A 24,808-nucleotide genomic window follows, 5' to 3' on the forward strand; every position below is an offset into this window, starting at 1 on the left:
TTATACCTTCGCCACGTGTGGGCGACCCAACAGGCCTTGGGGACGGAAAATCAGAATCAGCACCAGCAGCGAGAAACTGAACACGTCTTTGTAGTCCGAGTTGATCAGACCGGCGAACAGCGACTCGGAGATACCGAGAATGATCCCGCCCAACATCGCCCCTGGCAGGGAACCGATGCCGCCGAGTACCGCCGCGGTGAACGCCTTGATGCCAATGATGAAGCCGGCATAGAAGTCGAACGTGCCGTAGTTCATGGTGATCAGCACACCGGCCAGGGCCGCCATGGCCGCACCGATGATGAACACGTAGGAAATCACCCGGTCGGTGTTGATCCCGAGGATGGAGGCCATCTTGCGGTCTTGCTGGGTGGCGCGGCACATGCGGCCGAGCTTGGTGTACTTGATGATGTAGGTCAGCAAGGCCATCCCGGCGAATGCCGCGATCAGGATGAAGATCTTGGTGTAGGTGAGCTGGACGAAGCCGCTGCCGATGTCCACGCGCATGGCGCCTTCGAGCAACGTGGGCACGCCCTGTTGGCGAGCGCCCTGACTGATCTGGGCATAGTTCTGCAGGATCAGCGAAATGCCGATGGCACTGATCAGTGGTGCCAGGCGAGTGGAGTTACGCAGGGGTTTGTAGGCGACGCGCTCGATCACCCAGCCGTAGACGCCGGTCACCACCACTGTGAACACCAGCGTGCCGAGAATCATGAGGGGGAAGGATTCGATACCGAACCAGGCCAGCAGAGCCAGACTGATCGCCGCGAGGTACGCAGAGATCATGTAAACCTCGCCGTGGGCGAAGTTGATCATGCCGATGATGCCGTAGACCATTGTGTAGCCGATGGCGATCAGACCATAGACCGACCCGAGGGTCAGGCCATTGATCAGTTGCTGCAGGAAAATACCATCCATAACGCAATCTCACGCATTTGAGAGACTGCACGCACACCGCTGCGACGGACCGGGGTTCAGCCGCCGACGCTGCACGATGTGCGCGCAGCTCTCGGAAGAAAAGACAGGTATTGCATGGACACGGGTAAATCGCCCGGCACCTGGGGCGCCGGGCGATTCAGCCGCTCATGTCACTTCTGTTTTTCCAGCTGATGGTATTTGCCGTCTTTGTCCCACTGGTAAACCACGTAGTCGGAGACTTTCAGGTCACCCTTGGAGTCCCACTCCTTCTTGCCCATCACGGTCTGGACCGGATTGGCCTTGAGCCATTCAGCCGCGGCTTCGCCGTCATTTTTCTTGGCGCCGTTGAAACCGGCAGCCAAGGCCTGGATCGAGGCATAGGCATACAGGGTGTAGCCTTCCGGTTCGGTGCCCTTGGCACGGAACGCGTCCACCACAGCCTTGCTGTCTGGCAGCAGGCGCGGGTCGGCACCGAAGGTCATGTATACGCCGTCGACAAATTGCGGGCCGCCGGCGGTGGTGACCAGTTCGTCGGTGACGATGCCGTCGTCGGACATGAATTTCACGTCCTTGAGGCCTTGTTCACGCAACTGGCGAACCAGTGGGCCGGCTTCCGGGTGCAGACCGCCGAAGTAGACCACGTCGGCACCGGCCGCACGGATCTTGGTGACCACGGCGCTGAAGTCTTTTTCGCCACGGGTCAGGCCTTCGTACAGCACCGGCTCAACGCCACGCTTGGCCAACTGCGCCTTGGTAGCATCCGCCAGGCCCTGGCCGTAGGTGTCCTTGTCGTGCAGGACGACGACTTTCTTGCCCTTGAGCACATCAACGATGTAGTCGCCGGCGACGATGCCCTGCTGGTCGTCACGACCGCACATACGGAACATCGCGCTTAGACCGCGCTCGGTGACCTGCGGGTTGGTGGAACCCGGGGTGATGGAAATGATGCCGGCATCACCGTAGACCTCGGACGCCGGGATGGTGGACGAGGAGCAGAAGTGCCCGACCACGGCGAGAACCTTGTCCTGGTCGACAAAACGGTTGGCCACGGCCACGGCCTGCTTCGGTTCGCAGGCGTCATCGCCGGCCACCAACATGATTTTCTCGCCGTTCACGCCGCCTGCTGCATTGACCGCATCGGCCGCAGCCTGTGCGCCTTTCATGTACTGCTCGCCAAATGCCGCGTTGGCACCGGTCATCGGACCCGCTACGCCGATCTTGATGTCGGCCTGAGCAAACGCAGAAACACCCAGCGCAGCTGCCACTGCGAGGGCCAGAAAGCCTTTCTTGTAAAACGTCTGGGACATGAGGTGGTGCTCCAAGGTTTTTTTTAGTTGGCACTGCGACTTCACTGAAAAGCTCAGAGCAAGCGCCGTGCCATCGGTTTTTTATTCTTAGAAAAGTCGCTGCTTTATTGTTATTTCGACTGTTTCGAGCCCTTTTTTATTGGGCGTGCAACCGTCTAAACCGCACAAGGTACAACCGTATAACCAAATGGGTACAACCCTCCCTGAGCCATCATTGCAACCATCACATGAAACGACGTGCAACCCGCCTGTAACAACCCGCGTCACCTAACTGCACACTGGCGGTGCACAACTGCTACAACCCGCACCATAACAGGCTAGACGTTGTGGGGGAAAACGAGTGCTCCGGCAACATTTTTCAACATTCAGATGACAATCCGCAGGCACTGGCCGGCGTGATACAGCGAAAAACCCGCTTCATACAAGCAACTGCGCAAGCCTGTCCCGGCCAGTGGCCGCATAGCCGCGAAGGGAATTGGCAGCGCGCTGGCGTTGCCATGACACAGATAGTCGGCAAAGGCTTTGCCCACCACTGTGCCGGTTGTCACGCCCCGACCGTTGTAACCCGTCACGGCCACCAGACCGGGGGCCGGCTCGAACAGGCGCATCAGATGATCGGGGGTGAAGGCGATACAACCGGTCCAGGTGCATTCCCATTCCACCGGCTTGAGGTAAGGGAAATAGTGCTGTTGCACACGATCGGCCCACGCCTTGAGGAACCAGGCGGGCTTGCGATTGCCGTTACCCAAGCTACCCAGCAAGAGGCGCCCGTCCTTGTCCCGACGAATGCTGCTCAATACCTGGCGAGTGTCCCACGAGCCCTGGCCGCCCGGCAGGATGCGCCGCGCCGCTTCGTCGGTCAGCGGAGCGGAGGCGACCTGGTAGTAATAACCGGGGAAGAAATTGCGCCGCAGCTCGGTCCAGTCACCTTCCGTGTAGGCATTGGACGCGATCACCACTTGTTCGGCCAGCACCGAACCCTGGGCAGTTTGCACCGACCAGCGCTGACCCTGGCGTTCCAGGCGCGTCACGGGGGAATGATCAAACAACTGACCACCCAGGTCGCTGGCAGCCTTGGCCAGCCCACTGGTATAGGCCATCGGATTGAGCGTGCCGGCACGCCGGTCGAGCAACGCCGCAGCGATTTTCGAGGTGCCCGTGGCCTCGGCACACGCCTGGCCGGTAAGCAACTCCACCGGAGCGCCACGGCGCTTCCATTGTTCTTCACGACTGCGCAGGTCCGCTTCGCCCCTGGCGTTATGGGCCATGTGCAGCGTGCCTTCGCGCCGCAGCTGGCAATCAATGTGGTATTTATCGACGAGGCTGAACACCAGCGCCGGTGCCGCCCCGAGCATGCGATTGAGCTGGCTGCCCACCGCTTCGCCGAAGCCGGCTTCTATCTCGTCCGGCGGGATCCACAAGCCGGCGTTGACCAAACCGACGTTGCGCCCCGACCCACCATGCCCGGCCCGATGAGCCTCCAGCACCGCGACACGCTTGCCTTGCTCCAGCAAATGCACCGCCGCCGACAAACCGGTAAAGCCCGCGCCTATTACGCAGACATCCACCGTGATTTCGCCAGTGAGCGCAGTATTCTCAGGTCGTTGCGGCGTCAGTTTTTCCCACAGACATTCTTCGCGTAACGGCATTGCCAGACTCCGGAAATGAAACCCAACCACTGCACATAAACTCATTGTGGGAGCGAGCCTGCTCGCGATGCGGTTTACCTTGCAACATCCATGTTGGCTGATCCGACGCTATCGCGAGCAGGCTCGCTCCCACAGGGGACACGCGTTGACACGACCTCAGTCGAAAGTAATCCCCTGCGCCAACGGCAGCTCAAGCGAGTAGTTCACGGTGTTGGTCTGGCGACGCATGTAGCCGCGCCATGCATCGGAACCCGATTCACGCCCGCCGCCGGTCTCTTTCTCACCGCCGAACGCGCCGCCGATTTCCGCGCCGCTCGGGCCGATGTTGACGTTGGCGATGCCGCAGTCGCTGCCCACCGCCGACATGAATTGCTCAGCTTCACGCACATCCGTGGTGAAGATGCAGGACGACAAGCCCTGAGGCACGGCGTTATTGAGTTGCAGGGCCTGGGTAAAATCCTTGTAGCCGACCACATAAAGGATCGGCGCGAAGGTTTCGTGGCGCACCACGTCGCTCTGCTCCGGCATCTCGACGATGGCCGGCGATACGTAATAGGCATTCGGGAACTGGTCTTCCAACTGGCGTTTACCACCAAACACCTTACCGCCTTCACTTAACGCCTGCTCCAGCGCATCCTGCATGCCCTGGAAGCTTTGCTTGTCGATCAGCGGCCCGACCAGGTTGCCTTCCAGCGGATGACCGATGCGCACTTTCGAATAAGCGGCCTTGAGCCGGGTGACGATCTCTTCTTTCACCGACTCATGGGCAATCAGGCGGCGCAGCGTCGTGCACCGCTGGCCGGCGGTGCCGACGGCGCTGAACAGGATGGCGCGCACGGCCATGTCCAGGTCGGCGCTGGGGGCCAGGATCATCGCATTGTTGCCACCCAGTTCGAGGATGCTGCGGGCAAAGCGCGCGGCGACTTTCGGCGCCACTTCACGGCCCATGCGGGTGCTGCCGGTGGCGCTGATCAACGCCACGCGCGGATCGTCCACCAGCGCTTCGCCGGCATCGCGACCGCCGATGATCACTTGACTGAGGTACGGTGGCGCATCGCTGAAGTTCTTCAACACACGCTCGAACAACGCCTGGCAGGCCAGGGCGGTGAGCGGGGTCTTCTCCGAAGGTTTCCAGATCACCGCGTTGCCGCACACCAGGGCCAGCGTCGTGTTCCAGGCCCAGACCGCCACCGGGAAGTTGAAAGCGCTGATCACACCGACCACACCCAGCGGATGCCAGGATTCACGCATGTGGTGGCCCGGACGCTCGGAGGCGATGGTCAGGCCGTACAACTGGCGGGACAGACCGACCGCGAAGTCGCAGATGTCGATCATCTCTTGCACTTCACCCAAACCTTCCTGGGTGATCTTGCCGGCTTCCCACGACACCAGTTCGCCGAGGTCGGCTTTGTACTCGCGCAGCAAGTCACCGAATTGACGCACCAGCTCGCCGCGACGCGGGGCCGGCACCTGGCGCCACAGGTCGAACGCATGTTCGGCGCGGCTGACCTGCTGCTCGACCTCTGCAGCGCCTTCCCAGTTCACGGCGCCGATGCGACTGCCATCAATGGGCGAATGCACCGGTTGTGTGCCGCTCTGGTACAAGGCCGGTTCGACACCCAGACGATCAAGCAATGCAGCAACCATGGTTAATTCCTCAAACAAAAGACAAAGAATTGGCAGCCGGACAATCACGGCTGATCAGACCTGTAGTTGTAGCTGGCCCGAGACTTGCCAACAAACGACCTTTAAGCGAGATATCATTCCGTTTATTCATGCTGGCCATGACCGGATACGCAGAGCCACAAGAAATTAAGGCCTCATCATGATCAATAAACGCTATTTGCCGTCGATCACGGCGCTACAGTGCTTCGAAGCGGTGACCCGACACCTGAGCTTCACTCGCGCCGCCGAAGAGCTGAATCTGACTCAGAGCGCCGTCAGCAAACAGGTCGCACAGTTGGAGGAACTGCTACAGCATTTGCTGTTTCGCCGCGTACGTCGACGCTTGCAACTGACACCGGCAGGAGATTTGTACCTGGGGGAGGTACGAAAAATCCTTACGCAGGTGGAGATGTCCACCCACTATTTGCGCTCCTACGGCGGCGATACCGAAGTCCTACGGGTTTCCACGCCGCCAACCTTCGGTGCTCGCTGGCTGGTCCCACGGCTCAAAGGCTGGCGCCTGCGGCATCCGAAGATTCATCTGGATCTGTGCAGCGAGCAGGAGGCCGACGACCTGGTCCAGGGGCGCAGCGACCTGGCGTTCTATTTCGGCCAGGGCTCACGGCCCGGCGCCGAATCCCTGAAACTGTTCGGCGAAGAGCTGGTGCCGGTCTGCGCCCCTGGCAATCTGCCGGCCCAACCCTTCAGCGACCCGACGCAACTGACCGATCTGGTGCTGCTGCAAAACGCCTCACGTCCCCAGGCCTGGCACGACTGGTTCGCCAGCCAGGGCTATCACACCGAACACAGCTACCACGGGCCGCGCTTTGAAACCTTCTACATGTGCATTCGGGCCGCCCAGGTTGGCTGCGGCGTCGCCCTGCTGCCACGCTTTCTGGTGGAAGAAGAACTGGCTGACGGCAAGCTGGTGATCCCCTGGCAATATGCGATGCCCAGTACCGATGCCTATTACCTGGCCTATCCTGAGCATTCGGCGGAAGTGCCCAAGGTGCGGCTTTTTGTGGAGTGGATGCTGGAGCAGATCGAGGCTTCAATGGCACCTTGAGAATGCTATCGCGGGCAAGCCTTGCTCCCACAGGGGTGTGCGCAGCGGCCAGTCACCCGCTCTTCTGTGGGAGCAAGGCTCGCCCGCGATGAGGCCCGTTGGCATATCCAGATACTCCAGCGGGGTACCCGCCGTTAAAAAATCGCTGGCAATATTCACCACGGTTATGCGCCACTAGCCCCTTCACCACAAACCGCTGCACCCCGCTGCCCGCCGCAGCGGCCTGTCTGGAGATTCCCGCCATGAGCGAGAGTGTATTTGCCGATCGCATCGTGCAGAACCTGCTCGACACCGACTTCTACAAACTGACGATGATGCAGGCGGTGCTGCACAACTACCCCAACGTCGAAGTCGAATGGGAATTTCGCTGCCGCAACAGCGAGGATCTGCGGCCATACCTGGCAGAGATCCGTGTTCAGATCGAACGCCTGGCCGAGCTGAGCCTGAGCGCCGACCAGTTGGGCTTCCTGGAGCGCATCAGCTTCCTCAAGCCCGACTTCCTGCGTTTTCTGGGCCTGTTCCGTTTCAATCTGCGCTACATGCACACCGGCATCGAGAACGGCGAGCTGTTTATCCGCCTGCGTGGGCCATGGTTGCACGTGATCCTGTTCGAAGTGCCGCTGCTGGCCATTGTCAGCGAAGTACGCAACCGCTATCGCTACCGCGAAATCGTTCTGGAGCAGGCGCGCGAACAGCTGTATCGCAAGTTCGACTGGCTGACCGCCAACGCCAGTGTCGAGGAATTGTCCGAACTGCAAGTCGCGGACTTCGGCACCCGCCGACGATTTTCCTACCGCGTCCAGGAAGAAGTGGTGAACGTGCTCAAGCACGATTTCCCCGGGCGCTTCGTCGGCACCAGCAATGTGCATCTGTCCCGGGAACTGGACATGAAACCCCTGGGCACCATGGCCCATGAATGGATCATGGCCCACCAGCAACTGGGCCCGCGACTGATCGACAGTCAGATCGCCGCCCTCGATTGCTGGGTGCGTGAGTACCGGGGTCTGCTGGGGATCGCACTGACCGATTGCATCACCATGGACGCCTTCCTCAAGGACTTCGATCTGTTCTTCGCCAAGCTGTTCGACGGTTTGCGCCATGACTCTGGTGACCCGGTCATCTGGGCCGAAAAAGCCATTGCTCACTACCACAAGCTCGGTATCGACCCGATGAGCAAGACGCTGGTGTTTTCCGATAGTCTGACATTGCCCAAATGCCTGGAGATTTTTCGGGCACTGCGTGGTCGCATTAATGTCAGCTTCGGTATCGGCACCAACCTGACGTGTGACATCCCGGGTGTGGAGCCGATGAGCATCGTGCTTAAAATGATCAGCTGTGACGGACAACCCGTGGCCAAGATTTCAGACGAGCCCGGCAAGACCCACTGCAAGGACCCGAATTTCGTCGCCTACATGCGACACGTTTTCCAAGTACCTGCCGCCCTTTGACACACCAAGCAAGGAGTGAATTCATGCAAGCCGTACAGCGTGAGATTGCTGAACAGCTCAAGGTTCAGCCGCCGTTCGCCGATGACGCTGCCCTCAAGGCCGAAATCGCTCGTCGGGTGGGCTTTATCCAGGATTGTCTGATCAACGCCGGACTCAAGACCCTCGTGCTGGGCATCAGCGGCGGGGTCGATTCGCTGACCGCCGGCCTGCTGGCGCAACGCGCAGCGCGCGAACTGCGGGAGAAGACCGGCAACGCCGCCTACAAGTTCATCGCCGTGCGCCTGCCGTACGAAACCCAGTTCGACGAACATGACGCCCAGGCCTGCGTGGACTTCATCGAGCCGGACGAGCGTCATACCGTCAACATCGGTCCGGCGGTCAAGGCACTGGCCAAGGAAGTGTTGGCGTTCGAAGGCAAAGCGCCGGGCTCCCGGGATTTCGTGCTGGGCAATACCAAGGCGCGGATGCGCATGGTGGCGCAGTACACCATCGCCGGTGCCGAGCAAGGCCTGGTCATCGGCACCGACCATGCGGCCGAAGCGGTGATGGGTTTCTTCACCAAGTTCGGTGATGGCGCCTGTGACCTGGCCCCGTTGAGCGGCCTGGTGAAAAACCAGGTTCGGGCCATCGCCCGAGACTTCGGCGCGCCGGAATCGCTGGTGGAAAAAGTCCCCACTGCCGACCTTGAGGACCTGTCGCCCGGCAAGCCCGACGAAGCCGCCCACGGCGTGACCTATGGCGAGATCGATGCATTCCTGCACGGGCTGCCGGTGCGCGAAGAGGCCGCCCGAATCATATGCGAGACCTATTGCAAGACCGAGCACAAACGGGTGATGCCGTACGCCCCTTGACCGCCGCTATGGTCGCAATTCCCTTGTGGGAGCGGGCTTGCTCGAAGACGTCGGCACGGTCAACATTGAGCTTGCCTGAACCACCGCCTTCGCGAGCAAGCCCGCTCCCACAGGGATTATTTGACATAAAAAAAGCGCCCTGCGATGGGGCGCTTTTTTATGCCTGAAGAATTACTTCAGGGTAACGGTGCCCTTCATCATCGAGATGTGGCCCGGGAACGAGCAGAAGAAGCCGTATTTCTCATCGGCGCTCAGTTTCGACACGTCGAAGGTCACCGAGTCCTTCTCCTTGGCCCCGATAAGTTTGGTGTGAGCGATGATGCGCGCATCACCTTCTTTCAGATAGTCCTTGTCGATACCGGCTGCCAGACCATCGGTAGCAATCGGCTGCATGTCAGCCTCTTTGCTCAGTACCCAGTTATGGCCCATGACGTTCTTCGGCAAGCTGCCTGAGTGAGTCAGTTCTACGGTGAAGGTCTTGCAGCTCTTGTCGATCTCGATGGCCTTGGTGCCGAAGGTCATCTGGTCGGTCGAGTCGATGGTGGTCTTGCACTCGGCTGCCATCAGCTGGCTGCTGGCCAGCGTCAACAGGGATACTGCAGCTAGTTTGGCGAACATGGTGAATCTCCAAGGCATGGTTAGAAAAATTCCGTCAATGGGGAAGACTGCCTGAATTTCAGACAAGTTCCTATGACCTGAGTCAAAGATTGTATACAACTTAAGGCTATCAGCCTGATGAGCATAATCAACCAGCCAAAGGTATGACGCACCCATATGATCGACTCCATCACCTCTCTCTGGAGTATCGCGTCATGAACCTCAACAGCCTGTTATGCAGCTTGCTCGCCGCCTACGCCTGCGGCGCCAGTGGCACCTACGAAAAACCCCGGCGCGAGGTTTAATTGCTTTGCGCAACCAAAGCCAGGCTTTACTCTGGAACAGTAACTGACCACGGAGTAAGGCATGTCTTTAGCGTCTGTTTGTGTATTTTGCGGCGCCAGCACCGGTAGCCATCCGGCCTATCGTGAAGCGGCGCAGGCCTTGGGGCGTGCGTTGGCGGAACGAAAGCTGACGCTGGTCTATGGCGGCGGCGCGGTCGGCTTGATGGGCATCGTCGCCGATGCGGCCCTCGCGGCTGGCGGCGAAGTGATCGGGATCATCCCGCAGAGCCTTAAAGACAAGGAAATCGGCCACAGTGGCCTGACCCGCCTGGAAGTGGTGGACGGCATGCATGCCCGCAAGGCACGCATGGCTCAGCTCAGCGATGCCTTTATCGCCCTGCCCGGTGGCCTCGGCACGCTGGAGGAGTTGTTCGAAGTCTGGACCTGGGGCCAGCTCGGCTATCACGGAAAACCGCTGGGACTGCTGGAAGTGAACGGCTTCTACAGCAAACTCACCGGTTTTCTTGATCATATCGTCGGCGAAGGCTTCGTCCGCGCGCCCCATCGTGACATGCTGCAAGCGAGCGAATCACCGCATAACCTGCTCGATGCGCTGGACGAGTGGCAACCGTCGGTACATCCAAAGTGGGCCGAACAAAAACCCAGCTAACGGCTCGACCCCGATACAGGGCAGAATACGCGCCGCTCAACCTCACCTTCGACCCCAGAGGATCGCCCATGGCTAAACCCAATTATTCCTTCGCCAAACGTCAGAGAGATTTGGCCAAGGAGCAGAAGAAAGAGGAAAAGCTTCAGCGCAAGAAAGCTACCGCTGAAGAAGAAGCAGCACTGAGCCCGGATACCGAAGGCGACGTGGCGGCAGACGTTGATGTTGATGCACCGAAAGATCAGGCGCCGGACGCCTGAGCCTCTCCGGGCCCGATGATCTGATCCGGCCCCCGGTTCTGTGTCCAGGGCCGGCAGCCTCGCTGCCGGCCCTCACAGGCCAGTCCCTTCCCACAATGGGATCTGTCTACGATTCAAGCGGCATCACCGTCACCCGCACTTCGGGGTCATGATCGCCGCCGCCCAGAATGACTCCCCGCAACGGCGACACATCGGAAAAATCCCGGCCCCAGGCCAACGTGATGTGTTCCAGCGCCGGCTGAACGTTGTTGGTCGGGTCGAAGTCCACCCAGCCCAGCACCGGGCAAAACACCGAGATCCAGGCGTGCGAGGCATCGGCACCGATCAACCGTGGCTGGCCCGGCGGTGGTTGAGTCAACAGGTAGCCGCTGACGTACCGCGCCGCCAACCCACGGGAGCGCACGCAGGCCAGCATCAGGTGAGCAAAGTCCTGGCACACCCCACGCCGTCGTTCCAGCACCTCCACCAGTGGCGTCGCCACCTGGGTCGCCTCGGCGTCGAAGGTGAACTCTTGGAAAATCTTTTCCATCAGCGCCTGCACGCCGAGTATCAATGGGCGCCCCGGAGGGAAGCAACTTTCTGAAAACTCTACGAAGCTGCGCTTGAGGTGCACATAGGGTGACTCGAAACGATAGCGGCACGCATCCAGCAACGGAGCAGCCAGTGGCCGGCCGCTGTAGGTCAGCGCCTGACAGGTCGACTCCCAGGCGGGGGACAAACTGAAGTCCAGCTCAGGACGCGCCAACACTTCCACGCTCAGACGCGCGTTGACCAGCAACTCGTCATGGGGCCGTTCGAACGCCAGGCGGGTCAGAGGGTTGCCGAATACATCCAGCTCATCGCGACGGGTCGTCGGCTCCGGGCTGATCAACAACTGCTGCTCGGTGCAACGCTGCCATTCACAGGCGCGTGGCCAGAGGTGGGCAAGCTGCTGGGCCAGAGACACCGGGCTGTCGTAGTGATAATGGGTGTCGTGAAAAATCTGGTAACGAGCGCTCATCAGACGGACACCGTGCGCTGGCTGACGTCATCGACGTGAGCGAAATGACGCAAGGCCAGGCGATCGGACACCAGGCCACTGACGTCGGCCACTTCCTGCAACAGATCGGCCAATCCATCGAGCGCAGCACGCAGGCTGGCCTCGCCGAACAGTGGATTCTCCAGGCAACGCAGGTCAAAGCATGACAGGCGAGCGACCAGCTCCGGCAACGCGGTTTCCCTGGGCGCGCCGAAGTCATCGTTCAGGCGCTTGAGGGTACGGGCCACCAGTTTCAACTGGAAGAGCACCGCGTGAGGGTTTTGTTCGTCCAGCAACAGCAGGTCGAGCACCGGAATCAACTGGGCCACCGCCAGGTAACGCGAACGATAGGTGATGCTGCTGTTGCCCAGTTCCAGCAACCAGTCCAGCCCGGCCTGGTCGAACACCGCATCGCCGCGCAGGAATGCCGCCAGGCTGCTGCTGAGAAATTGCAGGCGCTCCAGGCGACGACCGATCATCAGGAAACGCCAGCCTTCGTCACGGGTCATGTCGTCCAAGGCGAATCCGGACAACGCCGCCAGGGACATCACCAATCGGTTGAGAAAATCCAGCAACTCCCCAAAGTCCGGCTCTGCGGTTTCCAGTTCCATGGCTTCGCGCTGCAACTCCACCAGTGCCTGCCAGTTCTCCCGGGACAGTTTGCCGCGAACCTGGGAGGCCGCCCACTGCAATCGCTGCAGGTTGGAACGCAGGCTGAACGACCAATCATCCCCCAACAACGCCGCCAGCAGACGCTCGGGCAGTTCGCCCTCCTCCGGCAACAGCATCAGGCTTTCCCCCAGGGACACCGCCGATTGCAGCGCTTGCGGGTCGTCGCCATCGACATAGCGCGCCAGCATGATCCGCAGCAGCCGCGCGCTGTCGTCGCAGCGCTCGCAGTAGCGACCGAACCAGAACAGGTTTTCCACGACGCGGGACGGCAGGTACGGATCACGTCGAACCAGATCGTGGACGCCCACGGTTCGCTGGGCCTTCCATTGTTCGCCACTGGGCGCCTGTTCTCCCAGGACCCAGGTGTCCTTACTGGCGCCGCCTCGCTGCATCGACACCACTTCAGCGTCGGCCTCGGCCGCCACGCGGGTCAAGCCGCCCGGCAGCACTCGATAATCGTCCTCCGCGGAAACGGCATACACGCGCATGCCTATGGCCCGCGGCTGAAGCTGACCGTCTTCGGCCTGCCAGACCGGCGCCTGGGACAGCTGCGCCAGCTCCTGGGCGACATAGGCGTAGGGACGCGCCTGCATGCGTGCCGCCAGAAGAGCGCGCTGTTGTTCGTTCAGGTCGCGCCCCAATACCGGGCTGAAGCTTTGGGAAGGAAACGCCGGTTTGATCAGCAAATGCGGCAGTTTTTCCAAGGCCTGGGCCAGTACCGGCGGCTCACCGCACCACCAGGTGGCGATGGACGGCAGTATCAATTCCTCACCGAACAGAAACTGGCTGATCTTTGGCAAAAAGCCCAACAGGCCCGGAGATTCCAGCACGCCGCTACCCAAGGCATTGGCCACCAGCACCCGGCCCTGGCGCACCGCCTCCAGCAACCCCGGTACGCCCAGGGCAGAATCGGTGCGCAGCTCCAGCGGGTCGCAGAAATCATCGTCGAGCCGGCGCATGATGGCGTGGACCCGTCGTAGCCCGCTCAGGGTCTTGAGGTAAACCGTGGCGTCACGAACGGTCAGGTCGCTCCCTTCCACCAGCGGATAGCCCAGTTGGCGCGCCAGGTAAAGGTGTTCGAAATAGCTTTCGTTGAACCGCCCTGGCGTCAACAGCACCACCAGCGGCGACTCGCCATCACCGGGAGCCTGTCGCGCAAGGGTCTGCTGCAAGGTGCGGAAGAAACCGGACAGGTGCTTGACCTTCAGGTCACGATACAAGTCGGGAAAGGCGCGGGAGACGATCATGCGGTTTTCCAGCGCATACCCGGCCCCTGAAGGCGCCTGGGTCCGATCCGCCGTGACCCACCAGCGGCCATCGGGCGTACGGGCCAGGTCCACGGCATACAGGTGCAGGAAAATGCCGTCCGGCGGCGTGATGCCCTGGCACGGCCAGAGAAAGTTGTTGTGCCCGAACACCAGTTCCGCCGGCAGCAGCCCTTCACTGATCAGCCGTTGCGGCCCGTACAGGTCGGCCAGCACTGCATTGAGCAAGCGTGCACGCTGGGCAATGCCCGCGGAAAGTTGCTTCCACTCCTGCGCATCAATCACGTGGGGCAGCAGGTCCAGCTCCCACGGCCGGTCGGCGCCCTTCGGGTCTGCGTAGACGTTGTAGGTGACACCGTTTTCCTGGATCTGCCGGGCCAACAGTGCCTGACGCTGGACCAGTTGGGCCGGCGTACTGCGCTGCAAATGGTCGAGCAGGCGTCGCCAGTGCCCGCGCACCGCGCCGCTGTCGTCCAACAGTTCGTGATAGGTGCCCGTCGTCAGCGGGTAACGGTCAAGCAGGTCAGGCATGGAAAGCTCGGCAGACAGCAATGAAACGTGAGACTAGCGCAAGCGCATGACGCCCGGATAGGTGGAAGATTATGACGAGGCGTTGGGTGGTGCCCTGTAGGAGCTGCCGGAGGCTGCAATCTTTTGATCTTTCGCTTGGGACTCAAGTGTCTGGGGGAAAGATCGCAGCCTCGTTGCACTCGACAGCTCCTACATTGAAGCCCCTGGAAAGCGTCGCAGATCGAGCGTGAGGGGAAACTCGTCATCCACTGCCAGGTTGGGAATCGGAAGTTTCCCTGGCGTGTGTCCGAGACGGAAAAAACGCGCCATTCGCCGGCTCTCAGCCTCGTTGGCATTCACCGGCAGGCTGTCGTAATTGCGTCCCCCCGGATGGGCCACGTGATACTGGCACCCCCCCACCGAACGTTGCGTCCAGGTGTCGAGTAAATCGAAGACCAGCGGTGCATGGACCGGGATGGTCGGTTGCAGGCAGTTGGCCGGCTGCCAGGCGCGAAAACGCACCCCGGCGACGAATTCGCCGACCCGACCGGTGGCTTGAAGCGGCACCGGCACACCGTTGCAGGTCAGCAGATACCGTTGCGGCGCCAGGCCGCTGAGCTTGACCTGCAAACGCTCAAGAGAAGAGTCCACATACCGCACGGTGCCGCCCACCGCCCCCTCTTCTCCCAATACATGCCAGGGTTCAAGGGCCTGGCGCAATTGCAGTTCGATGCCGCTGACCGCGTAATCGCCCACCTTGGGAAAACGAAACTCCAGGTGCGCGGCGAACCACTCGGCCCGCAGCGGGTAACCGGCAGCGTTCAGTTCATTGATGACGTCGGCAAAATCCTGTTCGATAAAATGAGGCAACAGGAAGCGATCATGCAGCTCGGTCCCCCAACGCGCCAGCTTCGCAGGCAGGTAGGGCTCACGCCAGAACCGCGCCACCAGCGCGCGCAGCAATAATTGCTGGGCCAGGCTCATACGGGCGTGGGGCGGCATTTCAAAAGCTCGCAGCTCCAATAGACCGAGACGCCCGGTGGCGCCGTCCGGCGAATAGAGCTTGTCGATGCAAAATTCGGCACGATGGGTGTTGCCGGTCACGTCGATCAACAGGTTGCGCAACAACCGGTCAACCAGCCAGGGCGGACATTCTTCGCCAGGCTGCGGCATTTGTGCGAAGGCAATTTCCAGCTCATACAACGCGTCGTTGCGCGCTTCGTCCACCCGCGGCGCCTGGGACGTCGGGCCGATGAACAAGCCGGAAAACAGGTAGGACAGTGACGGGTGGTTATGCCAGTAACTGATCAGGCTGCGCAGCAGGTCAGGGCGCCGTAGAAATGGAGAGTCAGCCGGGGTCGCGCCACCCAGTACGAAATGGTTACCACCACCGGTGCCGGTGTGCCGACCGTCGATCATGAATTTCTCGGTGGTCAGCCGGGTTTGTCGCGCCTCCTGATAAAGAAACTCGGTGCGCTCGACCAGCTCATCCCAGGTCGCGGACGGCTGCACGTTGACCTCGATCACGCCCGGATCGGGGGTGATGCGAAAGTTACTCAGGCGCGGGTCGTTCGGCGGCTCATAGCCTTCCAACAACACCGGGCAATGCAACTCCTCGGCGGTCGCCTCGATGGCGCTGACCAACTCCAGATAATCCTCTACCCGCTCCAGAGGCGGCATGAACAGGTACAAGCGACCTTCACGAGCCTCGGCACAAAATGCCGTGCGGGTCAGCCAGTCGGCGGATTCGTCGATCTTCGGGGCACGATCCTGCTCGGTGGCCGGCTCACCATGACGAGCCAGGTGTTCGGCGTCGGGCAGCGCCGGCAGGTCCTGATTCGGGTCGGTGGGATGAATGAAAGGGTATTCGGCCGCCGTCACCCATGGCTGGGAGGCCAATGGCAGGCGATAGCCCAGGGGCGAATCCCCCGGCACCAACCGGCAGTGGCTATCGCGCAGGTACCATCGACCGCTTTGCCATTGATCGCCCTTGGCGGTGCGCGCCAGCGGCAGGACCTGACCGATCACTTTGTCCAGGCCCTGGCTGAAGACCTTGCGCAACCGTTCCCGCTCCAGGGCATCTTCCAGGCGTGGGTCCTGGGCCGTGACATTCGATGGCAATGCACCTTCGCGCCAGAGGTAATAGAAGTTGTCCTCGTAGGCTGGGAACACGAATCGCGCAGGAATTTTCAAGCGCTCGGCGACACTTGTCAGAAAGCGCCCGGCCATTTCGCCGTCGGCGCCATAGTCCTGCTGCTCGTCGGCGATCAACGCGCTGTTGTGCCAGATCGGCACCCCGTCACGCCGCCAATAGCAGTTGAGCGACCAGCGCGGCAACTGCTCACCGGGGTACCACTTACCCTGGCCGAAATGCACAAGCCCCTGGGGCGCATAGTGCTTGCGCATGCGCTGGAACAACTCAGCGGAGAGCCGACGTTTGTCCGGCCCCAGCGCGGCGGTGTTCCATTCAGCGCCGTCCGGGTCGTCGATCGAGACAAAGGTCGGTTCGCCACCCATGGTCAGGCGTACATCGCCCTCCAGCAGGTCGGCATCAATTTTCCGGCCCAACGCCTGAATCGCCAGCCACTGTTCTTCCGTGTAAGGCTTGGTGACCCGTGGCGCTTCCCAGATCCGCTCGACGGACATTTCGTGGCTGAATTCGCACTCGCACGGCTCCACCAAGCCACTGATGGGCGCCGCCGAGGACGGATCGGGACTACAGGCCAACGGGATATGCCCTTCACCGGCGAACAGCCCGGACGTCGCATCCAGACCGATCCAGCCGGCACCGGGCAAATACACCTCGCACCAGGCATGCAAGTCGGTGAAGTCCACCTCGGTACCGGACGGACCGTCGAGGCTTTTCACGTCGGCGGTCAACTGGATCAGGTAACCGGAAACGAACCGCGCGGCCAGGCCAAGGTTGCGCAACAACTGCACCAGCAACCAGGCCGAGTCGCGGCAGGAACCGGACGCATGTTCCAGGGTGTGCTCCGGAGTCTGGACGCCCGGTTCCATGCGGATCAGGTAGTTGATGTCTTCGCTCAGGCGCTGGTTGAGCGCCACCAGAAAATCCACCGCCGGCAACGGCGTGCGGTCGATGCCGTCGAGGTAGGCCTGGAATCTTGGCGTTAACGGCAGGGTTTCAAGGTAAGGCGCCAACTCCTTGCGCTCGTCGGCGGCATAGGTGAACGGGATTTTCTCGGCATAGGGCTCGAGGAAGAAGTCGAACGGATTGAACACCGCCATCTCCGCCAGCAGATCGACTTCAATGCGCAGCTCCCGGGTTTTCTCGGGAAACACCAGCCTCGCCAGATAATTGCCCTGGGGATCCTGCTGCCAGTTGATGAAGTGCTGGTCGGGCGCGACCTTCAGCGCATAAGAAAGAATGCGCGTACGGCTATGGGCCGCCGGGCGCAGGCGAACGATCTGCGGACCGAGCTCGACAGCGCGGTCGTATCGGTAATGCGTGACATGGTGCAACGCGACGTGAATCGACACGACGTACCTCCTGCGAGCCTGGGCGTTATCGAAAGCGGCGCAAGACTTATGCCATGCAGGCAGGCCGGACACTTTCTTCGTCTACTCAAGGCAGTAGAGCACTAAAAGCGCGCGATGCTCGCATTCGGGTGCAAAGGCAAGCACATAAATGTAGCAGCGGTGGTAGCGAATCGACTCAACGCCGTGAGCGGGTGGCCTTGGCGGCCTGGATGAAAAGTTCACGTTGGTAGCGGACTTCTACCAGTTTGCTACGCATTTCGCGGTGACGTTTGCTGTTGAGCAGTAGCAGCCCGAGCAAAGGCCAAAACACCCCCTCGGTGTAAATAAACTTGTGCGGCTCATATTGGATAGTCGGCAGAACCGTTAGCAAGCAAGCAGCAAATACGGCGACCATGACCCATGCGCACCAAGGTCGTCCTCGAACGATCAAATAGTTGCTATGCACGATGACCATGGCGATGACAACGGTCGTCGCCCACCCGGTAGTCGCCCTGACATCCACAGGGATAGATCTGAAATAAGTGCTCATCGCTAACGATACCGTTGCCGAAGCAGCGAAGCAGCCTGCAAAAATGACTGCGAACAGCCGCGGCAGGTTGATTTGGCTTTCAATGCGGCGGCGGCCAACATCTGGGAGATGCTGTTGTCCATGCCGATGCCGGGTAACGGTGTGCTCAAATGAATCGTCCTTGAGAATCGGAGGTGAGACTTTATCCGCAGACTTGCTCCCGCTGGCCTGCGTCCTGTAGGAGCTGCCGAAGGCTGCGATCTTTTGACCTTTTGATCTTTCGCTTGAGATTCAAGTGCCTGGGTAAAGATCGCAGCCTCGCTTCGCTCGACAGCTCCTACACTGCAGGCAGGCCGGACACTTTCTTTGTCTACCCGCCAAGGCCGTAGAGCACTAACACCGCGCGAAGCCCGAATTCATCTGCAAAGCAATGCACATAAATGCGGCGCGGACAGCGCGATTCGACTCAGCGCCGCCGGCGCGAGGCATTGGCGGCCTGGATGATGAGTTCGCGCTGGCGGCGGATTTCTACCAGTTTGCTGCGCATCTCTCGGTGGCGTTTGCTGTTGAGCAATAGCAGACCCAGGAGCGGAAATAATACAGCCATCACATAGATGACTTTGTGTGGGCGCCCGTCAATGGTCGGTAACACGCTCAACAGACATAGAACCAGTACTCCGACCAGTCCCCACACCCACTGTGGCCGTCCCCGCATCACCATGAAATTGCAATGCACCACGACCAAGGTGGCAGCCGTTCCTCCCAATACCGACCAAGTCGCTTGCTCACCGACTGACACCCCAGACAAATAGAACATCACCAGTAAGGGAACAGCACAGCCCACTGAAAACAGCATCGAAAAAACGCCGCCAATAAAGGTAGGTAAGTAACGCGCAAGAAAACGCGGCAAACTCAAATCGTCCATTACTCCTCCAACTCTTCGTACAAGCCAACGGCAATAGTCTTAACATTTCCCGACAAGCTGCTGCCGGTCAGGCCGATTGTCGCCCCTAAGGAGTCTTTGATCTGAGTAACCGTAGCGTGCTTGAGCTGGGTCGGCGTGAGACGTTTGGGCAACTCCCCAGCAAGCTGTTTGAGCTTAAGCATTTTCGGTGTCAGCCGTGGGTCATTGATACTTAGCAATTCTTTGGTCAACTTCGCCCGCTCTTGGCGATTCAGACCACGCAGAATCTCACGCAGACTTTTGCCGGTGGTGGCCTTCGTCACCTTTACCAGTTTTATGGTAGTTAAGGCAGAAGCCCCGACTCCCAATAATGAGGCTGCATCTAGACCGATAGAAGCGTATTGGTACCACTCCTCGCTGTCCAATTTGTCATTGATTTGCGGGTTGGTCACTTCAGCCCCTGTTCGTATAACTCCGATAACGCACTGCGCAGAGCTAGCAACCGCCGCGGTATACCCCAGAGCAACTACGACAGAACTGGCTCCCGCGCTGAAGGGAACCGCAATCGTGCCACTGAGCACGACAATCCAGCCCAGCACCGCTCCTGCGCAAGATAGCGTGGTATTGACCGCCTCCCCCACTAATCGCGACTCACGAGGATTGCTCTGTACCTGTTGCGCGAACTGCTCCGGCGCGATGTATTTCTGCGCCTCACGCAAGATAATCCGCTTGGGCTTGATGCTGCAAATCGGCTTGAACTCACGCAGGGTCACTACATTGAATTCAGCATCGATGTACACCACACCGGCGCCGACGATACCGGGATCGGCGTCAATGGCAGCAAACAGGCGTGGCAGGTTGATTTGGCTTTCAATGCGGCGGCGGGCCATCATCTGAGAGATGCTGTTGTCCATGCCGATGCCGGGTAATGGAGTGCTCATATGAATCGTCCTTGAGAATCGGAGGGCGAGATTTTATCCACACTGAACCTTGCGCTCGCTGCGCTGTGCCCTGTAGGAGCTGCCGAAGGCTGCGATCTTTTGATCTTTCGCTTGAGATTCAAGTGGCTGGGGAAAGATCGCAGCCTCGTTGCACTCGACAGCTCCTACACAGCTCCCACGCCGCCGAGCGGGAGCAAGGGCTACGCGGGCGCCACGATAACAAACGGCCAGCACCGCCGCTAGAAAGCAAAACGCCAGCACTCAAGGCTGGCGTTTTGCGAGGCGGCTAGGCGATCAGCGCGGCACGACCGGCTTGCGCGCGGGTTTCGGCCCTTTGCCCTTGGCGGCGTCCTTGCGTTCCTTGGCGGCCTGCTGGTTGCGGGCGAATGCCGCGGCCTTGGCCTGCTCGCGCTTGTCCCACGGGTTGCCGCCGTCGCTGGCGCGCGGTGGCAGGCCGGTGTGCTGGGTGAGGATCTTGGTAGTTTCCTTGCCCACCTTATGGCTGCCAGCCGGCGTCGAGTTTTTGCGACGGGCGCTCTGGTAGCTGTCGGTGGCCGGCTGATGCAACGGAATCAATTGATTCTTGCCCGGCCCGATCAGGTCGGCGCGGCCCATGCGGGTCAGCGCTTCGCGCAGCATCGGCCAGCCCTTGGGGTCGTGATAACGCAGGAAGGCCTTGTGCAGGCGGCGCTGCTCCTCGCTCTTGACGATCGTCACTGCGTCGCTCTTGTAGGTGACCTTGCGCAGCGGGTTCTTGCCCGAATGGTACATGGCCGTGGCGGTGGCCATCGGCGACGGATAGAACGCCTGCACCTGGTCGGCGCGGAAACCGTTGCCCTTGAGCCACAGCGCCAGGTTCATCATGTCTTCGTCGGTGGTGCCCGGGTGAGCGGCGATGAAGTACGGAATCAGGTACTGCTCTTTCCCGGCTTCCTTGGTGTACTTCTCGAACATCCGCTTGAATTTGTCATAGCTGCCGATGCCCGGTTTCATCATCTGGTTGAGCGGACCTTCCTCGGTGTGCTCCGGAGCAATCTTCAGGTAACCACCCACGTGGTGGGTCACCAGTTCCTTGACGTATTCCGGCGACTCGACCGCCAGGTCGTAACGCAGGCCGGAAGCAATCAGGATCTTCTTCACCCCAGGCAACGCCCGGGCGCTGCGGTACAGCTGGATCAGCGAAGAATGGTCGGTATTGAGGTTCGGGCAGATACCGGGGAACACACAGGACGGCTTGCGGCAGGCGGATTCGATTTCCGGGCTCTTGCAGGCAATGCGGTACATGTTCGCGGTCGGGCCGCCGAGGTCGGAGATGACACCGGTGAAACCCGGGACCTTGTCGCGAATCTCTTCAATCTCGCGAATGATCGATTCTTCAGAGCGGTTCTGGATGATCCGGCCTTCATGCTCGGTGATCGAGCAGAAGGTGCAGCCGCCAAAGCAGCCCCGCATGATGTTCACCGAGAAACGGATCATCTCGTAGGCCGGGATTTTTTCCTTGCCGTACACCGGATGGGGAACACGTGCGTAAGGCATGCCAAACACGTAGTCCATTTCCTCAGTGGTCATCGGAATGGGCGGCGGATTGAACCAGACATCGACTTCACCATGCTTCTGCACCAAGGCACGGGCATTGCCCGGGTTGGTTTCCAGATGCAGCACGCGGTTGGCGTGAGCGTAGAGCACCGCGTCGCCACGGACCTTTTCCACCGACGGCAGACGGATCACGGTTTTGTCGCGGGTCATGCGCGGGCTTGCCAGGATTTGTACGACCTTGGCTTCGCTCGGGTCTTCAACCGGCCCCTTCTCTTGCTCGATAGCGCAAGCCTGGGTGTCTTGGGTGTTCACATACGGGTTGATGATCTTGTCGATCTTGCCCGGGCGGTCGATGCGGGTGGAATCGACCTCGTACCAGCCTTGCGGGGTGTCACGGCGGATGAATGCCGTGCCGCGCACATCCGTGATGTCTTCGATCTTGTGGCCGTAAGACAGACGCTGGGCGACTTCGACAATCGCCCGCTCGGCGTTGCCGTAGAGCAGGATATCGGCGCTGGCGTCGATCAGGATCGAGTTGCGCACCCGGTCCTGCCAGTAATCGTAATGCGCGATACGGCGCAGGGACGCTTCGATACCGCCGAGCACGATTGGCACATGCTTGTAGGCTTCCTTGCAGCGCTGGCTGTAGACCAGGCTCGCACGGTCCGGCCGCTTGCCCGCCATGCCACCGGGGGTGTAGGCGTCATCGGAACGGATTTTCTTGTCGGCGGTGTAGCGGTTGATCATCGAGTCCATGTTGCCGGCCGCGACGCCAAAAAACAGGTTGGGCTCGCCGAGCTTCATGAAGTCGTCTTTGGACTGCCAGTTTGGCTGGGCAATGATCCCGACACGAAAGCCTTGGGCCTCCAGCAAACGGCCGATGATTGCCATGCCGAACGATGGGTGATCGACGTAGGCATCACCGGTCACGATGATGATGTCGCACGAATCCCAGCCGAGCTGATCCATCTCCTCCCTGCTCATGGGCAGGAACGGCGCTGGGCCGAAACATTCGGCCCAGTACTTGGGATAGTCAAATAACGGCTTGGCTGCTTGCATGTCGATGACCGGTATGAAAGATGAAAAATCGCGGGCGCGGAATATAGCACAAAAAATAACCAATTCCGACGGCTATGGTCGGAAATTGGTGGTGCACCTTTCGCGAGCAGGCTCGCTCCCACCTTGGAATGCATTCCTCTGTGGGAGCGAGCCTGCTCGCGATGAGGCCAGATCAGGCGACGACGAACTTACTCGTCATCATCAAAATTGTAGCTACCCGGCGCCAGGTTTTCGAAGCGCGTGTACTTGCCGATAAAGGCCAGGCGGATGAAGCCAATCGGGCCGTTACGCTGCTTGCCGATGATGATTTCGGCGATGCCCTTGTGTTCCGTCTCCGGGTGATACACCTCGTCACGGTAGACGAACATGATCACGTCGGCGTCCTGCTCGATCGCTCCGGATTCACGCAAGTCGGAGTTCACCGGGCGTTTGTTGGGGCGCTGTTCCAGGGAACGGTTCAACTGGGAGAGCGCCACCACCGGGCAGTTGAACTCCTTGGCCAAGGCCTTGAGGGAGCGGGAGATTTCGGAAATCTCGTTGGTCCGGTTGTCACCGCTGGACCCTGGGATCTGCATCAACTGCAGGTAGTCGATCATGATCAGCGCGATGTCACCGTGCTCACGCACCAGACGACGGGTTCGGGCGCGCATTTCCGATGGGCTGATACCGGCAGTATCGTCGATGAACAGCTTGCGGTCGTTGAGCAGGTTGACCGCCGAAGTCAGGCGCGGCCAGTCGTCATCTTCCAGTTGGCCGGAACGGACCTTGGTCTGGTCGATACGCCCCAGGGACGAGAGCATACGCATGATCAGCGATTCACCTGGCATCTCCAGGGAATACACCAGAACGGCCTTGTCGCTGCGCAACACGGCGTTTTCCACCAGGTTCATCGCAAAAGTGGTTTTACCCATCGACGGACGGCCGGCGACGATGACCAGGTCCGATGGCTGCAAGCCGCTGGTCTTCTCATCGAGGTCGGTGTAGCCGGTGGACAGGCCGGTGATGGCGTTGTCGGTGTTGAACAGGGTGTCGATGCGATCGATGGCCTTGGTCAGCAGATCGTTGACGCTCACCGGGCCACCGGTTTTTGGCCGGGCCTCGGCGATCTGGAAGATTTGCCGTTCCGCTTCGTCGAGGATCTCGGCAGCGGTTCGGCCTTCCGGGTTGAAGGCGCTGTCAGCGATTTCAGTGCTGATGCCGATCAATTGGCGCAAGGTCGCCCGTTCACGCACGATCTGGGCATAGGCCTTGATGTTGGCGACAGACGGCGTGTTTTTTGCCAGTTCACCCAGATAACCGAGGCCGCCAACCTGAGACGTCTGGCCTTCCTTGTCCAATTGCTCGGCCAGGGTTACCACATCGATCGGCATGTTCTGATCGGCCAATCTTGCGATGGCACGGAAAATCAGGCGGTGGTCATGCCGGTAGAAATCGCCGTCGGATACTTGATCGAGCACGCGTTCCCAGGCGTTGTTGTCCAGCATCAGACCACCGAGCACGGCCTGTTCGGCCTCGATGGAGTGCGGAGGCACCTTCAGGGCAGCGGTTTGCAGATCGTATTGCTCGGGAGCGGTGATTTCGTTCATGGCCACTTGATTCTTTTGGAAACGCAGGGGGTTTTGAAAATCAGCAATTGCAGAAAGACAAAGGGCACGACCTGTAAACAGGATCGTGCCCGATGTTACCGACTAGTACCCGAGGGTGCCAGCCGACAGGTATTGCTTAAGCTGCTACCACGACAACGCGTACGGTGGCTTCAACTTCGGCGTGCAGGTGCACGGCTACGTCGAATTCGCCTACGTTGCGGATGGTGCCGTTCGGCAGACGAACTTCGCTCTTCGACACTTCAACGCCAGAGGCGGTCAGTGCGTCAGCGATGTCGTGAGTACCGATCGAACCGAACAGCTTGCCTTCGTCGCCAGCGGTGGCAGTGATGGTCACTTCCAGCTCGGCCAGTTGGGCAGCACGGCTTTCAGCCGAGGTTTTACGGTCTGCTGCGGCTTTTTCCAGCTCAGCGCGACGCTCTTCGAACGCGGCCAGGTTGGCAGCGGTCGCAGCGGTGGCTTTGCCGTAAGGCAGCAGGTAGTTACGGCCGTAACCGGCCTTAACGTTTACTTTGTCACCCAGGTTGCCCAGGTTGGTGACTTTTTCCAGAAGGATCAGTTGCATGTGAAAATCCTCTAAC

The 24,808-nt window shown here is 60.3% G+C and carries 19 protein-coding genes; 5 read left to right on the plus strand and 14 right to left on the minus strand.

The genetic code is table 11. The features are described 5' to 3' along the window. The 4 genes from MA884_RS04470 to MA884_RS04485 all read right to left on the minus strand — a co-directional run bounded on the left by MA884_RS04470 (position 1) and on the right by MA884_RS04485 (position 5,518). On the minus strand, positions 1–915 hold the full coding sequence (locus tag MA884_RS04470; protein ID WP_256229239.1) for a branched-chain amino acid ABC transporter permease LivH: 915 nt from the start codon (positions 913–915) through the stop codon (positions 1–3). Positions 916–1,085: 170 nt separating this feature from the next. Next, positions 1,086–2,222 carry a branched-chain amino acid ABC transporter substrate-binding protein gene (locus tag MA884_RS04475; protein ID WP_256229240.1) on the minus strand — a complete coding sequence of 379 codons (1,137 nt, stop codon included), beginning with the start codon at positions 2,220–2,222 and terminating at the stop codon, positions 1,086–1,088. 365 nt (positions 2,223–2,587) lie between these two features. Beyond that, positions 2,588–3,871 carry an FAD-binding oxidoreductase gene (locus MA884_RS04480; RefSeq protein ID WP_256229241.1) on the minus strand — a complete coding sequence of 428 codons (1,284 nt, stop codon included), beginning with the start codon at positions 3,869–3,871 and terminating at the stop codon, positions 2,588–2,590. A 156-nt stretch (positions 3,872–4,027) separates the two neighbouring features. Further along, the gene (locus MA884_RS04485; RefSeq protein WP_256229242.1) at positions 4,028–5,518 is read right to left on the minus strand and encodes an aldehyde dehydrogenase family protein; all 1,491 of its coding nucleotides are present in this window, start codon (positions 5,516–5,518) and stop codon (positions 4,028–4,030) included. 178 nt (positions 5,519–5,696) lie between these two features. Between MA884_RS04485 and MA884_RS04490 the strand changes: the two genes are divergently transcribed. From MA884_RS04490 to nadE, 3 genes are all read left to right on the plus strand, one after another. Beyond that, entirely contained in the window at positions 5,697–6,602 is a 906-nt protein-coding gene (locus MA884_RS04490) for a LysR family transcriptional regulator (protein WP_256229243.1), read from the plus strand. 242 nt (positions 6,603–6,844) lie between these two features. Next, entirely contained in the window at positions 6,845–8,050 is a 1,206-nt protein-coding gene (gene pncB / locus MA884_RS04495; protein WP_256229244.1) for a nicotinate phosphoribosyltransferase, read from the plus strand. A gap of 23 nt (positions 8,051–8,073) precedes the next feature. Continuing rightward, positions 8,074–8,901 (plus strand): ammonia-dependent NAD(+) synthetase, encoded by an 828-nt coding sequence (nadE, locus tag MA884_RS04500; protein ID WP_256229245.1) that lies wholly within the window; start codon positions 8,074–8,076, stop codon positions 8,899–8,901. Positions 8,902–9,072: 171 nt separating this feature from the next. Here the strand turns inward: nadE and azu are convergent, their stop codons facing one another. Beyond that, positions 9,073–9,519 (minus strand): azurin, encoded by a 447-nt coding sequence (gene azu, locus MA884_RS04505; RefSeq protein WP_256229246.1) that lies wholly within the window; start codon positions 9,517–9,519, stop codon positions 9,073–9,075. Positions 9,520–9,864: 345 nt separating this feature from the next. Here azu and MA884_RS04510 point away from each other — a divergent pair, with 345 nt between their 5' ends. Together MA884_RS04510 and MA884_RS04515 are read left to right on the plus strand one after the other, a co-directional pair. Beyond that, on the plus strand, positions 9,865–10,452 hold the full coding sequence (locus MA884_RS04510; protein WP_256229247.1) for a TIGR00730 family Rossman fold protein: 588 nt from the start codon (positions 9,865–9,867) through the stop codon (positions 10,450–10,452). A 68-nt stretch (positions 10,453–10,520) separates the two neighbouring features. Then, complete coding sequence (locus MA884_RS04515) at positions 10,521–10,709, plus strand: hypothetical protein (protein WP_256229249.1); 189 nt, start codon at positions 10,521–10,523, stop codon at positions 10,707–10,709. A gap of 106 nt (positions 10,710–10,815) precedes the next feature. On the opposite strand, the gene MA884_RS04520 is transcribed toward MA884_RS04515, so the two are convergent. The 9 genes from MA884_RS04520 to rplI all read right to left on the minus strand — a co-directional run bounded on the left by MA884_RS04520 (position 10,816) and on the right by rplI (position 24,792). Beyond that, on the minus strand, positions 10,816–11,709 hold the full coding sequence (locus MA884_RS04520; RefSeq protein WP_256229250.1) for a transglutaminase family protein: 894 nt from the start codon (positions 11,707–11,709) through the stop codon (positions 10,816–10,818). After that, entirely contained in the window at positions 11,709–14,195 is a 2,487-nt protein-coding gene (locus MA884_RS04525; protein WP_256229251.1) for a circularly permuted type 2 ATP-grasp protein, read from the minus strand. The genes MA884_RS04520 and MA884_RS04525 overlap by 1 nt, the downstream gene beginning before the upstream one ends. A 189-nt stretch (positions 14,196–14,384) precedes the next feature. Further along, a complete protein-coding gene (locus MA884_RS04530; protein WP_256229252.1) occupies positions 14,385–17,675 on the minus strand; it encodes a transglutaminase family protein in 3,291 nt (1,096 codons plus the stop codon). 175 nt (positions 17,676–17,850) lie between these two features. Beyond that, positions 17,851–18,204 carry a hypothetical protein gene (locus MA884_RS04535; protein WP_256229253.1) on the minus strand — a complete coding sequence of 118 codons (354 nt, stop codon included), beginning with the start codon at positions 18,202–18,204 and terminating at the stop codon, positions 17,851–17,853. 445 nt (positions 18,205–18,649) lie between these two features. After that, on the minus strand, positions 18,650–19,108 hold the full coding sequence (locus MA884_RS04540; RefSeq protein WP_256229254.1) for a hypothetical protein: 459 nt from the start codon (positions 19,106–19,108) through the stop codon (positions 18,650–18,652). Further along, positions 19,108–20,028, minus strand: coding sequence for an NAD synthetase (locus MA884_RS04545; protein ID WP_256229255.1), 921 nt, complete (start codon positions 20,026–20,028; stop codon positions 19,108–19,110). Before MA884_RS04545 ends, MA884_RS04540 begins: the two co-directional genes overlap by 1 nt. Positions 20,029–20,322: 294 nt before the next feature. Beyond that, the gene (locus MA884_RS04550; protein ID WP_256229256.1) at positions 20,323–22,623 is read right to left on the minus strand and encodes a YgiQ family radical SAM protein; all 2,301 of its coding nucleotides are present in this window, start codon (positions 22,621–22,623) and stop codon (positions 20,323–20,325) included. A gap of 188 nt (positions 22,624–22,811) precedes the next feature. Then, positions 22,812–24,209, minus strand: coding sequence for a replicative DNA helicase (gene dnaB / locus MA884_RS04555; RefSeq protein ID WP_003197253.1), 1,398 nt, complete (start codon positions 24,207–24,209; stop codon positions 22,812–22,814). Between the two features lie 136 nt (positions 24,210–24,345). Next, a complete protein-coding gene (gene rplI / locus MA884_RS04560; protein WP_047227319.1) occupies positions 24,346–24,792 on the minus strand; it encodes a 50S ribosomal protein L9 in 447 nt (148 codons plus the stop codon). Between the last annotated feature and the right edge of the window lie 16 nt (positions 24,793–24,808).

It is taken from the genome of Pseudomonas sp. Q11, assembly GCF_024494355.1.
Lineage (GTDB): Bacteria > Pseudomonadota > Gammaproteobacteria > Pseudomonadales > Pseudomonadaceae > Aquipseudomonas > Aquipseudomonas hefeiensis.

What these genes read in the sequence shown, in the direction of transcription:
- MA884_RS04470 (WP_256229239.1), bottom strand. Translation starts at nt 915, where the DNA reads ATGGATGGTATTTTCCTGCAGCAACTGATCAATGGCCTGACCCTCGGG.
- MA884_RS04475 (WP_256229240.1), bottom strand. Translation starts at nt 2,222, where the DNA reads ATGTCCCAGACGTTTTACAAGAAAGGCTTTCTGGCCCTCGCAGTGGCA.
- MA884_RS04480 (WP_256229241.1), bottom strand. Translation starts at nt 3,871, where the DNA reads ATGCCGTTACGCGAAGAATGTCTGTGGGAAAAACTGACGCCGCAACGA.
- MA884_RS04485 (WP_256229242.1), bottom strand. Translation starts at nt 5,518, where the DNA reads ATGGTTGCTGCATTGCTTGATCGTCTGGGTGTCGAACCGGCCTTGTAC.
- MA884_RS04490 (WP_256229243.1), top strand. Translation starts at nt 5,697, where the DNA reads ATGATCAATAAACGCTATTTGCCGTCGATCACGGCGCTACAGTGCTTC.
- pncB (WP_256229244.1), top strand. Translation starts at nt 6,845, where the DNA reads ATGAGCGAGAGTGTATTTGCCGATCGCATCGTGCAGAACCTGCTCGAC.
- nadE (WP_256229245.1), top strand. Translation starts at nt 8,074, where the DNA reads ATGCAAGCCGTACAGCGTGAGATTGCTGAACAGCTCAAGGTTCAGCCG.
- azu (WP_256229246.1), bottom strand. Translation starts at nt 9,519, where the DNA reads ATGTTCGCCAAACTAGCTGCAGTATCCCTGTTGACGCTGGCCAGCAGC.
- MA884_RS04510 (WP_256229247.1), top strand. Translation starts at nt 9,865, where the DNA reads ATGTCTTTAGCGTCTGTTTGTGTATTTTGCGGCGCCAGCACCGGTAGC.
- MA884_RS04515 (WP_256229249.1), top strand. Translation starts at nt 10,521, where the DNA reads ATGGCTAAACCCAATTATTCCTTCGCCAAACGTCAGAGAGATTTGGCC.
- MA884_RS04520 (WP_256229250.1), bottom strand. Translation starts at nt 11,709, where the DNA reads ATGAGCGCTCGTTACCAGATTTTTCACGACACCCATTATCACTACGAC.
- MA884_RS04525 (WP_256229251.1), bottom strand. Translation starts at nt 14,195, where the DNA reads ATGCCTGACCTGCTTGACCGTTACCCGCTGACGACGGGCACCTATCAC.
- MA884_RS04535 (WP_256229253.1), bottom strand. Translation starts at nt 18,204, where the DNA reads ATGAGCACTTATTTCAGATCTATCCCTGTGGATGTCAGGGCGACTACC.
- MA884_RS04540 (WP_256229254.1), bottom strand. Translation starts at nt 19,108, where the DNA reads ATGGACGATTTGAGTTTGCCGCGTTTTCTTGCGCGTTACTTACCTACC.
- MA884_RS04545 (WP_256229255.1), bottom strand. Translation starts at nt 20,028, where the DNA reads ATGAGCACTCCATTACCCGGCATCGGCATGGACAACAGCATCTCTCAG.
- MA884_RS04550 (WP_256229256.1), bottom strand. Translation starts at nt 22,623, where the DNA reads ATGCAAGCAGCCAAGCCGTTATTTGACTATCCCAAGTACTGGGCCGAA.
- dnaB (WP_003197253.1), bottom strand. Translation starts at nt 24,209, where the DNA reads ATGAACGAAATCACCGCTCCCGAGCAATACGATCTGCAAACCGCTGCC.
- rplI (WP_047227319.1), bottom strand. Translation starts at nt 24,792, where the DNA reads ATGCAACTGATCCTTCTGGAAAAAGTCACCAACCTGGGCAACCTGGGT.